The 13,746-nt window shown below is 73.1% G+C and carries 9 protein-coding genes; 3 read left to right on the top strand and 6 right to left on the bottom strand.

What is annotated here, in order from left to right; translation table 11 throughout:
• Positions 1-42: 42 nt before the first annotated feature.
• Positions 43-2,337: a bifunctional metallophosphatase/5'-nucleotidase gene (locus ITJ68_RS13060; RefSeq protein ID WP_194661688.1), complete on the top strand. Its 2,295-nt coding sequence runs from the start codon at positions 43-45 to the stop codon at positions 2,335-2,337.
• A 384-nt stretch (positions 2,338-2,721) separates the two neighbouring features.
• Here ITJ68_RS13060 and ITJ68_RS13055 read toward each other — a convergent pair whose 3' ends face one another.
• Genes ITJ68_RS13055 through efeU form a run of 3 tightly spaced genes read right to left on the bottom strand, consistent with a single transcriptional unit; the run spans position 2,722 to position 6,795 of the window.
• Positions 2,722-3,993: a Dyp-type peroxidase gene (locus tag ITJ68_RS13055; RefSeq protein ID WP_194661687.1), complete on the bottom strand. Its 1,272-nt coding sequence runs from the start codon at positions 3,991-3,993 to the stop codon at positions 2,722-2,724.
• A complete protein-coding gene (efeO, locus tag ITJ68_RS13050; RefSeq protein WP_194661686.1) occupies positions 3,990-5,216 on the bottom strand; it encodes an iron uptake system protein EfeO in 1,227 nt (408 codons plus the stop codon). The genes ITJ68_RS13055 and efeO overlap by 4 nt, the downstream gene beginning before the upstream one ends.
• Positions 5,203-6,795 carry an iron uptake transporter permease EfeU gene (gene efeU, locus ITJ68_RS13045; RefSeq protein ID WP_194661685.1) on the bottom strand — a complete coding sequence of 531 codons (1,593 nt, stop codon included), beginning with the start codon at positions 6,793-6,795 and terminating at the stop codon, positions 5,203-5,205. Before efeU ends, efeO begins: the two co-directional genes overlap by 14 nt.
• 69 nt (positions 6,796-6,864) lie before the next feature.
• On the opposite strand from efeU, the gene ITJ68_RS13040 reads away from it, so the two are divergent.
• A complete protein-coding gene (locus ITJ68_RS13040; RefSeq protein ID WP_194661684.1) occupies positions 6,865-7,641 on the top strand; it encodes a trimeric intracellular cation channel family protein in 777 nt (258 codons plus the stop codon).
• A 298-nt stretch (positions 7,642-7,939) separates the two neighbouring features.
• A complete protein-coding gene (locus tag ITJ68_RS13035; RefSeq protein WP_194661683.1) occupies positions 7,940-8,545 on the top strand; it encodes a TetR/AcrR family transcriptional regulator in 606 nt (201 codons plus the stop codon).
• 445 nt (positions 8,546-8,990) lie between these two features.
• Here ITJ68_RS13035 and ITJ68_RS13030 read toward each other — a convergent pair whose 3' ends face one another.
• The 3 genes from ITJ68_RS13030 to ITJ68_RS13020 all read right to left on the bottom strand — a co-directional run bounded on the left by ITJ68_RS13030 (position 8,991) and on the right by ITJ68_RS13020 (position 13,686).
• The gene (locus ITJ68_RS13030; RefSeq protein WP_194661682.1) at positions 8,991-11,354 is read right to left on the bottom strand and encodes a transglutaminaseTgpA domain-containing protein; all 2,364 of its coding nucleotides are present in this window, start codon (positions 11,352-11,354) and stop codon (positions 8,991-8,993) included.
• Complete coding sequence (locus ITJ68_RS13025; RefSeq protein ID WP_194661681.1) at positions 11,351-12,577, bottom strand: DUF58 domain-containing protein; 1,227 nt, start codon at positions 12,575-12,577, stop codon at positions 11,351-11,353. The genes ITJ68_RS13030 and ITJ68_RS13025 overlap by 4 nt, the downstream gene beginning before the upstream one ends.
• Before the next feature lie 83 nt (positions 12,578-12,660).
• Entirely contained in the window at positions 12,661-13,686 is a 1,026-nt protein-coding gene (locus tag ITJ68_RS13020) for an AAA family ATPase (RefSeq protein WP_194661680.1), read from the bottom strand.
• Positions 13,687-13,746: the final 60 nt, after the last annotated feature.

Here is a 13,746-nt window from a genome sequence, read left to right as displayed (position 1 = left end):
CCCCTGGCGCGTCGGCTGTACGTCCTCGTAGGTTCGACGGCGATGAACGCACACTCCTCCCTCCGCAAGCGCGCTGCCCGTTCGGGCGCAGCACTCGTCACGGCCGGTGTCCTCGTCGCCCTGTCCGTCCCGTCGGTGGCCTCCGCCGCCGAGGGCGACACGACGATCGACGTCTACGACGTGAACGACTTCCACGGCCGCATCGCCCAGTCCCTGAGCACGCCGCCCCGCTCCGGCGACGCCGCCGGTGCCGCGGTGCTCGCCGGCGCCCTCGACCAGCTCCGGGGCGACGACCCCTCCACCTCCGCGTTCGTGAGCGCCGGCGACAACATCGGCGCCTCCACGTTCGAGTCCTTCATCCAGCAGGACCAGCCCACGATCGACGTCCTCAACGCGATGGACCTCTCGGTGAGCGCGATCGGCAACCACGAGCTCGACAAGGGCCGCGCCGACCTGCAGGACCGCGTGATCGGGCCGGACGACGCCCGCAACGCGCAGTGGGACTACGTCTCCGCGAACATCCTCGACCGGGCGACGGGCGAGCCCGCGTTCGACCCGTACTCGATCCAGGAGATCAGCGGCAAGCGCGTCGGCTTCATCGGCGCGACCGTCGACCTCACCGGACTCGTCAGCCCCGACGGCATCGCGTCGCTCGAGATGGCCGACATCACCGACTCGGTGAACGCCGTCGCGACCGACCTGCTCGACGGCGACGCGGCCAACGGCGAGGCCGACGTCCTGGTCCTCATCGTCCACGACGGTGCAGAGACCGCCGCCGCGAGCGACCTCGACGGCGACAGCGCCTTCGCGCGGGCCGTGCACGGCGTGACCCCCGACGTGTCCGCCATCCTCTCCGGGCACACGCACCAGACCTACGTGCACGACGTCGTGCCGGACGGCGGCACGGTCCCCCGCCCGGTGATCCAGACCGGGTCGTACGGCTTCAACCTCGGGCACCTCCAGCTCACCGTCGCCGCCGACGGCAGCGTCACCGCGACCGGCGAGGACATCCGCCTGGTCGACGGCACCTTCGCCCCCGACGCCGGCGTGGCCGCGACGGTCGCCGCCGCGGTGGCCGAGGCCGACGTCCTCGGCGCCGTGGAGCTCGGCACCACCGACGTCGACATGCGCCGCGCGGTGCAGACCGACGGCAGCGAGAACCGTGGCGGCGAGTCCACGCTCGGCAACTTCGTCGCCGAGGTCCAGCGCACCGCCACCGCGGACCGCCAGGGGTCCCAGATCGCGTTCATGAACCCCGGTGGGCTCCGCGCCGACCTCCTCGGTGGCACCGTCACCTACAAGGAGGCCGCCCTCGTCCAGCCGTTCGCGAACACCCTCGTCGTGCTCGACCTGACCGGCGCGCAGGTCGAGCAGGCGCTCGAGCAGCAGTGGCAGCCCCCGTCGGCCACCGGTCGTCCGTTCCTGAAGCTCGGCGTCTCCGACGGCTTCGCGTACACCTACGACCCCGCAGCCGCGACGGGCTCCCGCATCACCTCGATGACGCTCGACGGTGCCGCGATCGACCCCGCGACGACGTACAAGGTCACGGTGAACTCGTTCCTGGCATCGGGTGGCGACAACTTCACCGCCTTCGCGGGTGCCGCCGCCAAGCAGGACAGCGGCACGGTCGACCTCGAGGCGCAGGTCGAGTACTTCGAGACGAACCGCGACGTGACCGTGGCCGACGACCAGCGTTCGGTCGGTGCCACGCTCACGCCGACCCCGGCCGGTGGCTTCCAGCCCGGAGACCGCGTGTCCCTGGCGCTCTCCTCGCTGCTGTTCAGCAACGCGGCCGACCAGCCCACCTCGGTGCAGGTCAGTGCCGGCGACCAGGTGCTCGCCACGGCGGACATCGACCCGGCGGTCGTCGACACCACCGACGAGCAGGGTCGTGCGACGCTGGCGTTCGACGTGCCGACGGCCGTCGCGCCGGCGGCCCGTGCGGCTGCCGACACGACCGACGAGCCCCTCGTGGTGACCGTCGGCGCGACCCGCATCGCCCTGCCGGTCACGATCCCGCTCGCCGTGGCCGTCGACCCGACCGACCCGACCGACCCGGGGACCCCGGGCGGCCCGGGGACGGACCCGACGGACCCGGGGACCGACCCCGGCGCTCCGGGCACCCCGGCCGACCCGGGTGCTCCGGGTGCTCCGGGCGTCGACCCCGTGGTCGAGGACGGCGCCGGCCCGGGTGCCCAGGGCGCCCCGACCGCAGCCGACGGCTCGCTGGCGTACACCGGCGCCGAGCTCCTGGCGCCCGCGGCTGCCGCTGGGCTGCTGCTCCTCGCCGGCATCACCGCCATGGTGATCGCCCGCCGCCGGCGCCTGCAGCGCTGACCCGGACGGGGGTGTCTCGCTGACCCGGACTGCTCCGGTGCACAGCGGGACACCCCCGTTCGCATGACCCCGGTGTCCCCGGCGCTCGCGCCCCGACGCGTGCCGGACACCCCCTGTGTTTTCAAGGCTCCGGCGGGTAATCTCAGCCCTGTCGCACAGCGACGCGCCGCGCCGGGTCGCCTCTCACGTCGGACGGTGGTTCCGCCCGACAAGACTCCGCGGCGCGGGTGTCCTCCGTCTCCAGGGAAACGACGGAGGACACCCTTCCACTTCCTGGTCGTGACGGATCCGGTTCGTCATCGCCGCGGTCCACGAACCGGATCCGTCATCGCCCAATGCGAGAAGTCGGTCCCGGCAGGACGGCACCGCGGCAGCGCGACGACCTCAGCGGAACAGCTGCTCGCCGATGTACGACCCCTTCCGGGGCGCCGGCGGCACCGCGAACACCGCGGACCCGATGTGGGCGACGTAGTCGTTCAGCCGGTCGACCGCGCCCAGGCGTCGCTGGATCCGCGTGAAGTGGTCCGGGTCGTTGACGTACGCGGCGAAGAGCAGCCCGGCGTCGAGCTGGCCGTACCGGTTCAGCCCGTCCGTGTAGTTGTACGGGCGCCGGAGGATCTTCACCCCGTCGTTGTTCTCGTGCGCAGCGAGTGCCACGTGCGAGGTGGCGTCGATCTTCGTCGCGCCGGACGCGCCCGCCATCCGCGCGTGGAAGTCCGGCGTCGTGTGCTCCGTGCCACCGGACAGGGGCGCGCCCTCGATCTTCGTCCGCCCGAACACCCGCTGCTGGTCGCTGACCACGTCGGCGTCCCAGATCTCGATGTTCATCTGGATCTTCCGCACGACCTGGTACGTCCCGCCCGACATCCACCCCGCGGAACGGTCGAGCCACACGAAGCGGTCGTAGTCCTCATCGGTGGTGATGTTGCGGGTGCCGTCCTTGAAGCCCATCAGGTTGCGCGGGGTCGTCTGCGACGGGCCGGCCGACGCACGACCGAACCCCATCACGGTCCACCGCACGGTCGCGGTCCCCCGGGCGATGCGGGCCAGGTCGCGGACGGCGTGGTACGCCACCTGCGGGTCGTCGGCGCACGCCTGCAGGGACAGGTCGCCCCCGCTCAGCTCGTCCTGCAGCCGGTCGCTCGGCAGCGAGGGGATGTCCGCGAGCTTCGCCGGGCGCTGCGACGCCAGCCCGAACCGCTCGTCGAAGACCCCGGGGCCGAGGCCGACCGTCACGGTGAGCGACGCCGGCCCGAGGTCGAGCGCCTCGCCGGTGTCCGCACCGACGCCGTTGCCGTGTGCGGGCTCGACGGAGCCCACGGTCGCGCCGGCCTGGAGTTGCGCGATCGACGCCGACCATCGGGCGAGCAGCACCTGCAGGTCCGTGGCGACCGAGGTCGACAGGTCGAAGGTCATGAACACGCAGTACCGCTGCGGGACCGTGCGGATCCCGCCCTGCGGCTGCCGTGCCGCCGTCGCGTAGAACGGGTGGCTCGTCGACAGGTCGATGGACTCGTCGCCGTTCGTCGCCGCCGCGAACGGGTTCACGCCCGTCGCGCCGGTGGCGCCCGCGATGCCGGCGGCCGCTCCGACGCCCGCGCCCGCTGCGGCCAGCCCGACACCGATGAGTCCCCGCCGGGAGACGCCCTCGCTCACGCGGTGGCGACCTTCTCGGCCAGGCGGGACAGCGGGTCCTGCAGTGCCTGCACCCGCTGCGAGATCGCGTTGGCGTGCTCGGACTTCGTCGCGTCGGTCCAGCTGTCGAACCCACCGAGGTCGTCCGCGTTCCGGAAGCCGTCCATCATCGTGTTCGTCGTGTCGAACTGCGCCGCGATCTGCTTCGTCAGCGTCGGGTCGGTCTTCGTCAGGCCCGGCTTGAGGTAGGCGAAGGCCTGTCGTGCGCCCTCGACGTTGGCGGCCAGGTCGACGAGGTCGATGTGGCTGTAGGCCTCTTCCTCGCCGGTGATCTTGTTGGACTGGACCTCCTCGAGCAGGCCGGCGGCGCCGTTGGCGAGGTCCTCGGGCTTGTAGTCGAGCGTCGGCACGAGCTTCGCGAGGAGCTCGACGTTCGACGTCAGGTCGCCGGCCAGGTCCTTCGTCGAGGCGGTGATCGCGCCCCTGTCGAACAGGTCGCGCTCGACGGCGTGGAACCCGCTCCACCCGACGGCCGGGTCGAGGTTCGACGCCCGCATGTCGATGAGGTAGTCGAGGTTGCCGGCGTTGTCGGTGGCCTTGAAGCCCTTCTTCACGAAGCCGTCGACGTCGCTCTCGACGTGCTCGTAGTACGGCCGCGCCTCGGCGTAGTCACGCTTGGCGGCGTCGAGGTCACCGGCGTCGACGTCGGTCTGCAGCTGCTTCACCGCGGTCACCATGTCGCTGACCTGCGCGTCCACGTACTTCGAGTAGCCGGTGGCGCCGTCCTCCAGCAGCGACGCTGCACTGCTGCCCTTGGTCGAGGTGACCTTGCCGGTGACGGTGAGGTCGGTCATCTCCTGCTCGGCGCCGGGGCAGTACACCTGGTACTTCCCGCCGCCGAGGGTGCTCGTGAACGAGACCGGTGCCAGGCCCGGCGCGAGGTTCTCCTTCTCGCCGAAGATCCGCTGGTCCTGCAGCAGCTCGACCTCGGTGATCGCGGTGGACGACTCGTTCTTGACCGTGAAGGTCACGGGGCCCGCCGGCACCGTCGTGGTGGACACGGCGCACGCGTCCGAGCCGTCGTTCGTCAGGGTGATCGACACCCGGGCGACCTTGCCGGAGTCGGTGGCGTCGTCCGTCGCGGACGAGGAGGTGGACGCGCACCCGGTGAGGGCGAGTGCGGCCACGGCGCCGAGGGCGCCCAGGGTGATCAGGGGTCGTGCGGTCTGCTTACCGAACGGCATGGGCGGTGCTCCTTGTCGGGTCCCCGGCGGGCGGGCCGCGGGCGGGGACGGGTGGTGCGGGGTGGTGGGGAACAGGGGTCGCCTGGCGGCGACGGTCGCGGAGTGCAAGGGCGAGCTGGGCCGCGGCGGCGACGCCCAGGGCGATCGGCAGCCAGGCGCCCCAGAGCGCCAGCTCCGCGGACCGGGTGTCGGCTGCCGTCACTGCCGTGGCGCTCGCGCGGACGCGGGACGTCGGCACCGCGTACACGCTGCGGTCGAGCGTCGTCGTGCGAGCGGACGGGAGGCCCCCACCGCTCAGCGTGAGCACGGACCGTTCCGAGCTGGTCGCGTCCAGGACGCCTCCCCCGGCGCTCCAGAGGGTGACGGACTGCGACGTGGACCAGCGGGCCCGGAACGGCCCCGGGTTCGTCGACGGGGAGATGCCGACGGGCACGCGGCCGAACAGGCCGACCAGGTCGTCGAGCGTCAGGCTCGACGGTTCACCGCTGGTGCCGCCGCTCGTGGTGGAGCGCCAGCGGTCGGCGGTCGCACCAGCGCGGGTCACGGTGCGGTGGGTCGACGCCGGGAAGTCGACCCGGGCCTCCTGGCCGTGGCCTCGGCTGGTGAGCACGGCGCTCGCCCCGTGGACCTCTGCCGAGACGGACGTGGCGTCACCGGAGACCGGGACGGTCGAGGGCAGGTGGGCGCCACCGGTCGGGACGGCAACCGCGAGCGCCGCTGCGGCGACGGCGAGCACGGCGGCGACGCCGATGCGCACGGCCGGGACGCGCCGCGGAGCCGGATGCCAGGCGCGCGGCCAGATCGAGAGCGCCAGGACGGGCACGACGTAGCAGAACCAGGCGAGCACCTCGATGACGCGCGGGTCCGGCGGGATGCCGAGCACACCGGTGATGAGGGCGCCCTGCACCGAGCCGTTCGGGGCGAGCCAGCTGAGGTCGACGGTGCGCTGCTGGCCGATGACGACCCAGCCGGCCTCGTGCGCACGACGGAGGACCGTGAGGACCAGGCCACCGGCGACGAACACCAGGAAGACGCCCGTGCCGGTGAAGAACTTCGCGAGGTTCAACCGCACCCCGCCGGTGTAGATGCCGTAGCCGACGACGACCGCTGCGGCGATGCCGATGAGGGCGCCGAGGGCCGCGAGGCCGGTGTCGCTCGACGCCTGGAAGGTGGCGAGCAGGAAGACGGAGGTCTCGAAGCCCTCCTTGAGGACGGCGAGGAAGGCCATGCCGGCGAGGGCCCACGCGGTGCCGCGGCCGAGGGCGGCGGTGGCGCTGGCCTCGAGGTCGCTGCTCAGCGTGCGCGCGTGGGTGCGCATCCAGACGATCATCCCGGTGACGAAGACGACGGCGACGATGCCGATGACCGCCTCCATGCCCTCCTGCTGGGCCTGCGGGAGCGCCTGCTCGACGGCCTGCAGCCCGACGCCGACCCCGATGCTCATGAGCACGGCGACGCCGACCCCGAGCCACATCGGTGCGAGCGGCACCCGGTTGCGGCGCAGGAACGCGGCGATGATGCCGACGATGAGCGTGGCTTCGAGGCCTTCACGGAGACCGATGACGAGTGTGGCGAGCATGACGAAGGCAAGGTTAGCCTTACCTCACTGCTCCCGTCGAGCGCGTCGGCGTGGGGTTTGATGGTTCTCATGAACCTGCTCTCGGTCGACGGCCTCGCCGCGGTGACGAACGTGCTCGACCTCGCCGGGGTCTTCGCGTCGGCGCTGCTGGGCGGCGCGGTGGCCCGGTCGATGGACTTCGACCTGTTCGGGTTCCTCGTCGTCGGGTTCGTGTCGGGCCTCGGCGGCGGCATGCTCCGCGACGTCCTGCTGCAGAACGGCCCGCCCGTCGCGCTCACCGACCCGCTCTACGTGCCGGTCGCCGTGGCCGGGGCCCTCGTCGCGTTCCTCGTGTCGTTCTCCGAGCGAGGCTGGGACCGCCTGTTCACCTTCCTCGACGCCGCCGTCATCGGGTTCTGGGCGGTGGTCGGGGTCCAGCGCACCTTCGACGCCGGGCTGGAGTGGCCCGCCGCGATCATCATGGGGACGATCACCGCGGTCGGGGGCGGGGTCGGACGTGACCTGTTGCTGCGACGCGTGCCGGCGGTGTTCGGCGGCAACGCCCTGTACGCCTCGGTCGCGGTCGCAGCGTCCGCCGTGATGGTCGGCGCCTCCGCGCTGGGGTCCCCGACGATCGGCATCGTCGCCGCCGTCGTGCTCTCGCTGCTGCTGCGCTGGGGGGCTGTGCGGTGGGGCTGGGGCCTGCCGAACGGCCGTGACTGGCAGCCGCAGTCGACCCTGGCGTCGCTGCTCCGTCGGGGACGCGGACTGCGACCGGACGCCGTGCGGTTGTTGCGTCGCCCCGGGCGGCGGAACGGCACCGGCCGGGCGCGCACGGACGAGGACACGCCGACACCCGAACACTGAAGGCTTGTCACGTACCGCCCCGTCGGCGTACCATCGATACCGCCGGGGATCGAGTTCTCCGGCGCACCTCGCCCCGGCCACGCAGCCGTGGTCGAGTACCGGCACGACCCGAACGTGGCGGTACCGACCTCCGACTCGTCGTCCGGGGTGTGCAGCCAACGGGGGCTCCACCGCGCCGCGCGCGATCAGACGCGCGGTGCGGGAGGTCCCCGAGGGCGCACCGCTCACGCCATGATGGACGTGTTCCACCAGCAGATCGGCCCGGCCGGATCTCCGGGCTCCGTCGAACCAGGACCAGATGAGCGACGAAGACGGCCCCTCCACCACCAGGACCCCGCGCGCCGAGGTCCGTGCGCGGTTGCTCGCAGCCGGAGCGGACGCGATCGCTGAGCACGGCGTGCACGAGGCCCGGCTCGACGACGTCGCCGCCCGTGCCGGGTTCAGCAAGGGCGCGGTCTACTCGAACTTCTCCTCGAAGGAGGACCTCGTCGCGCAGGTCATGCAGCGCGCGACGAACCTGGTGCTCGGCGCCCTGGAGGACCTGGTCGACGCCGACATCCCGGCGGCGGACATCGGGGACGTCGTCCGTGCCGCGTTCGGCCGACACGACCAGAGCGCCCAGTTCGCGCTGCTGTCGGAGTTCCGCGGGTACGCCCTGCGGCACCCGGAGTCCATGCCCGAGTTCGTCCGTCAACGCCGGGTGCTGCAGGACGGCGTCGCACGGCTGGTGCGGCTGTGGTTCGGCGCGCACCCGGAGATCGACCCGGGGATGCCGCTCGACACCTTCACGACGCTGCTCATCGCGGCGAACGTCGGCACCGTGTTCGACGCCCCGGCGCTCGACGACGTGAACCCGGGCGAGGTCGTCGCCACCCTCGTCGAGGCGGTCATCCGGCGCCGTTGATCCTGGCGGCCTGCCCGCGCGGTTGTCCGCCGCGCCAGCCCCATGCCGCGCGAGCTCGCACCGTGCGCGCTCCCCCGTCCCGTGCGAGGTCGACCACGTCGTGCGGGCCGACAGCGGCGCACCGGGTGGCCGACCTCGCACCAGGCGCGAGTGCCCCGTGTGGCACCGCCTGCGCGGACGGTTTCCACTTTGCTCGGTGACGGATCCGGTTCGCGATGCCCGGGTTTCTGCGAACCGGATTCGTCATCGTCGCGAACGGGAACCGGTGTCCGACGCTGGTGAGCGCTCCGGCCCGGCGGCACCCCGCGGCGGGACGGCCGAGCACCGTGCGCTCTCCCCCGCCCGGTGCGAGGCTGATCGCCCCGTGCGGGCCGGCAGCCGCGCACCGGGTGGTCAACCTCGCACCGGGCGCCTCCGTCCGACGGCGCTGAGCCGGGCGGCGGCGCTACGCGGTGCGGCGGCGGCGCCCCTCGTGCGACCAGGTCGACGCGGGCATCAGGCTCGGCGGGAGCAGCCGCGACCGGACCCGCTGTGGGAGCCGGACCGACGCGTCGAGGGCGACCCGGGCCTCCCGGAGGGTGGCGACGAGCGCTGCCCCGTCGACCGCACCCGACGGCGCGTAGCGCTCCTGGTCGACCGCGTCGACGACCCGCTCGAGGAGCGGCAGCACCGCCCCGGGCACGCTGGACCGCAGGCGACCGAGGACGGCCCGCGCCGTCCGTGCCGCAGCCGAGGCGTCGCCGGAGTCAGCGACCCCGGGCGCGTAGCCGTGGTCGGCGACGTCGTCCAGGAGTTCGCGCCACGCGGTCACCGCCGGCGCACGGCCCGCGGCGACGGCACCGAGGCGGGAGCGTCGGCGCGCCGCCCGGACGAACCCGGGAGCGAGCAGGACGGCCGCCGCGATGAGGATCCCGAGCACGATGCCCCATGGGCCGTCCCCACCGGAGCCCGGACCGCCGGAGGCGCCGGCCTCGGCCGAGGCACTCGGGGTGGGGCTCGCCGATGCCGTCGGCGTGGCCTGGTCACTCGGTGCGGGCAGCGGGGTCTCGGGGTTCGCTGCAGTCGGGCTGGCAGAGGGCTGCGGGGCGGAGGTGGCGGCCTCGTCCGAGTCCGGCGTCGGCTCGAAGGCCACCCAGCCGGCGCCCTTGATGTACAGCTCCGGCCAGGAGTGCAGCTGCCGGTTCGACACCGTGTACTCGCCGTCGACCGCGGTGCCGCCGGCCCGGTACCCGACCGCGATGCGTGAGGGGATGCCGAGCGTGCGGGCCATCACGGCCATGGCGGAGGAGAAGTGCACGCAGTACCCCTGGCGGACCTGCAGGAACTTCGCGACGACGTCCATGCTGTCGCCGTCGTAGCCCTGCTCGACCGGGGCCGTCTCGGAGTACGTGAACAGGTCGCTGCGGAACCACTGCTCGAGCGACCGGGCCTTGTCGTAGTCCGTCGCCCCGCTGCCGGCCACCCGGTCGGCGGTGGTCCTGATGCTCTTCGGCAGGTCCTTCGGCAGCGTCCGGTCCGCGCGGAGCTCACCGCCGGACGGGGTGGGCCACCCGCGGCCGTCGAACGCTGCGAGCCGACCGGAGGCGTTCACCGCGTCGAGGTACGCGTTCGCGAAGGTCGAGGCGCCGTACACCTCGTACGTGGCACCGCGGCGGGTGGAGGGGCCGGTCGAGCGCACGGTGTTCGAGCCGTTCATCCACCGCCACTGGTCGAGCTCGAGGTTCGTCGACTTCGACTCGATCGACACCGCACCGGACGGCACCGGCAGGTAGTTGCTCGACAGGCCGGTGATCTGCACGGTGACGTCACCGCGGCTGGCGAGCCTGGGGTTCACCCCGACGGCCCACTGCTGCTGGTCGGCGGTCGGTGCGTTGCTGACGTCGGTCGCCGACGGCACCCAGTCGCCCGTCCCGAACTCGTCGAGGTCGGCGAGCTTGAGGTACTCGGGCTGTCCGTCGGAGGTGCGGTACCGGAAGACCTCGAGCTCGTTCGGCCGGCGGAGGTCCTGGCCGAGGTTGAGCAGCGTGCCGGGGCGCCCCGGCAGGATCGGCGACTGGATCGCCCCCGTGACGTTGGACAGCCAGCTCGCGTTCAGCGGCACGACAGACGGCAGGCCCACGGCAATGACGAGGGCGACCGCGCCGACCACCGTCGCCGGGAGCGCCCGCTGCACCGGACGGACCGACAGCCAGAGCAGGGCGAGGAACGCCAGCCCGACGGCCACCACCAGGCCGGTGCTCGCCGGGGTGCCGGTGACGACGCCCGGCACGATGAGGATCACGAGCGCGGGGGCAGCGGCGAGGGCGGCCGCGGGGGCGATCGTCGCCAGGAACAGCGACGTCGCCGCGACCCAGGCGATCGCCACGGTCACGACCAGGCGGATCGGGTCGGTCTGCGGCAGCGGCGCGGGGTTCAGCCGGATCGCGGCGATGGTCTGCCCGAGGGCACCGTCGCCGTCCAGCCACCCGAGCGGTTGGATGTCGTTGACCAGGGCGGCCACGCACGAGGTCGCGACGAGCGTCGTGACGAGGGCGATGAACCGGACGCCCGCGGGTCGTCGCCGCACCGAGAGCATGACGCCGACGAGCACGACGACGATGACCAGGGCGGAGGTCCACCAGGCGACGCCCTGCACGAGCGGTCGGAACGCCAGCGCGGCGATCATCACCGGCACGGGTGCCAGTGCGACGACCGCGGCAGCGGGGGCCGGGCGGTCGTCGGCGCGGTCGAGGATCGCGTGCACGTCGGCCCGTCGGTCGGAGCCCCTGGCGTCGGGGTGACCGCCCGGTCGGACGTCCTGCGCGGTCATCGGGTCGCCCCGGTCCGAGCAACAGGCACGACGATGGTGCGCCACCCGCCACGGTCGAGGATCCCGCGGACCACCGGGTCCGGCGGCACGATCGTGGCGAGGATGCCGCGGCTGGAGCCGTTCGTCGAGGCGACGAGGGCCGATGCCTGTTCCGCCGTGCAGTGCCCGGTCACGACGGCCGTCATGCCGTGGACGTCACGGCCGCGGACGTCGGGCAGCACGTCGGTGAGCGCGCGGGCGTCGCTGCGGACCCGGACGTCGGCGAGTCCGACGAGCACGTCGGTGAGCCCGCCGGCGTCCCCGGTGTGCCGGGTGACGGTGTCGTCGGTGACGAGCACGACGCGGGAGGTCCTGGCGGCGAGCGCCCGTGCGACGCTCGCCGCGACGACGACAGCGTGCTCGAAGGCGGCGTCCCCGCCCAGGTCCGACAGCTCCGCGAGGTCGTCGCGGCCGAGGTCCTGGTACGACGAACGGCGGAGGTCGAGGGCGATGACGGCCTCGGGCGGCTGCGCCTGGGCGGTCTGGCGGACGTGCAGCTCACCACGGCGGGCACTCTGCGCCCAGTGCACGCGGCGGATCGGGTCGCCCGGGCGGTACGGACGGAGTTCGCTGTCGTCCGCCGACCCGCCCTGGCCGACACGGCCCTCGTCCGCGGACACGGCACCGGCGAGCGCGCCGGTGTCCAGCGCCGAGAGCGCGGTCGACGCCGGGACGACCACCACTTCTTCCGCGGGGACGACCGGGCGGTCGATGCGGAGCAGGCCGAACGGGTCCTCGACGCGGATCGTCACCGGGCCGACCAGGCTGCGACCGCGGTGCATCGCCAGGGCCTCGACGTCGAACACGGCTGGCGGCACGGACGGGCCGACCTGCACGTAGGCCTCGGCCTCGGACACGCTCGCGAACGAGTCCTCGAGCTGTTCCCGCACCAGGAGCGTCGACCGTGGGCCGATCGGGACCGAGGTGCCGCGCAGGGTGATCCGCTCGCGGTACACCTCCCCGACCTGCACCATCGCCCGCGGCGCGGTCCGGCTCCCCCGGAGCGGTGCCGCCACCAGGAACGCCATCGCGACGCCGAGCACCACGAGGACGAGCAGCAGCAGCCCCGCGGACACCGCGACGCTCGTGGTCGCGACGAGTCCGCCGCCGATCAGCCCGATGCCGACGGCGATGACCGTCCAGCCACGGGCGGTCGGCCGCGGGAACGGGGTGCGCCGGAGCATCGACGCACCGCGCCGTGTCCACCGCGTGAGCACCGACTGTGCGGCACCCGCACGGCGAGCGAGCGGTGAGGACGCCTGGGACATCAGGACCGGACGGGCGCCGCGGTGAAGGGCACGGACGTCTCGGAGACGATGCGCACGACGATCTCGCGGGCGGTGTCCTCGGTCGAGCCGCCGAGGCCGCGGGCGACGGGGACGAGCCGGTGGGCCAGCACGACCGGTGCGAGCTCGGCGACGTCGTCCGGCGTGACGAACGGCCGGCCGAGCAGCGCCGCGTGGGCGCGGGCTGCCTGGGCGAGGTGGAGCGTGGCCCGCGGGCTCGCGCCGAGCACCAGGTCCGGATGGGTGCGCGTCGCCCGGGTGATCTCGATGATGTAGGCCTCGACGTCCGGGGAGATGTGGACCGCGTGCACCGCGGCCGTCATCGCGCGGAGGGTGTCGACGTCGACGATCGGACGCACGGACTCGAGGGGGTCGCTGCCGCCACGGTTCGAGAGCATGCGCCGTTCGGCGTCGACGCTCGGGTACCCCATCGCGATGCGCGCCATGAAGCGGTCGCGCTGGGCCTCGGGCAGCGGGTAGGTGCCCTCCATGTCCACGGGGTTCTGCGTCGCGACGATCATGAAGGGCGAGTCGAGCTGCCGGGTGACGCCGTCGACCGTGACCTGGGACTCGGCCATGGCCTCGAGCAGGGCGGACTGGGTCTTCGGGCTCGTGCGGTTGATCTCGTCACCGATGACGACGTTCGCGAAGACGGGGCCGGGCGAGAACCGGAAGGTGCCGGACGACTGGTCGAAGATGTTCACCCCGGTGACGTCGGACGGCAGCATGTCCGAGGTGAACTGGATGCGGTTCACGGACCCACCCACCGAGGCGCCGAGGGCCTTCGCCAGGACGGTCTTGCCGACGCCGGGGACGTCCTCGACCAGCAGGTGCCCCTGCGCGAGCATCACCGTCAGTGCCGTGCGGATCGCGTCCGTCTTGCCGTCGACGACGGTGGCGACGGCCGACATGATCGCGGCGCCGGCGTCACGCACCCGGTCGACAGGGAAGGCGAGGTCGGGGGAATCCGGCACGCAGGTCTCCTCGGAGTTGGGATGTCCGCGCATGCTACATCGGCCCGGTGACAGGGACCGGGGGATGTGTCACCGACTCGCGGATCGCGGATG

It is taken from the genome of Curtobacterium sp. VKM Ac-1395 (assembly GCF_015350975.1).
Lineage (GTDB): Bacteria > Actinomycetota > Actinomycetes > Actinomycetales > Microbacteriaceae > Curtobacterium.
Note: the sequence above shows the minus strand (reverse complement) of the source record. Positions and strands in the feature narration are given on the sequence as shown.

Excerpts from the sequence above, each read along its gene's own strand:
- ITJ68_RS13025 (WP_194661681.1), bottom strand. The coding sequence starts at position 12,577 with ATGCTCCGGCGCACCCCGTTCCCGCGGCCGACCGCCCGTGGCTGGACG.
- ITJ68_RS13040 (WP_194661684.1), top strand. The coding sequence starts at position 6,865 with ATGAACCTGCTCTCGGTCGACGGCCTCGCCGCGGTGACGAACGTGCTC.
- ITJ68_RS13060 (WP_194661688.1), top strand. The coding sequence starts at position 43 with ATGAACGCACACTCCTCCCTCCGCAAGCGCGCTGCCCGTTCGGGCGCA.
- ITJ68_RS13035 (WP_194661683.1), top strand. The coding sequence starts at position 7,940 with ATGAGCGACGAAGACGGCCCCTCCACCACCAGGACCCCGCGCGCCGAG.
- efeU (WP_194661685.1), bottom strand. The coding sequence starts at position 6,795 with ATGCTCGCCACACTCGTCATCGGTCTCCGTGAAGGCCTCGAAGCCACG.
- ITJ68_RS13020 (WP_194661680.1), bottom strand. The coding sequence starts at position 13,686 with ATGCGCGGACATCCCAACTCCGAGGAGACCTGCGTGCCGGATTCCCCC.
- efeO (WP_194661686.1), bottom strand. The coding sequence starts at position 5,216 with ATGCCGTTCGGTAAGCAGACCGCACGACCCCTGATCACCCTGGGCGCC.
- ITJ68_RS13030 (WP_194661682.1), bottom strand. The coding sequence starts at position 11,354 with ATGACCGCGCAGGACGTCCGACCGGGCGGTCACCCCGACGCCAGGGGC.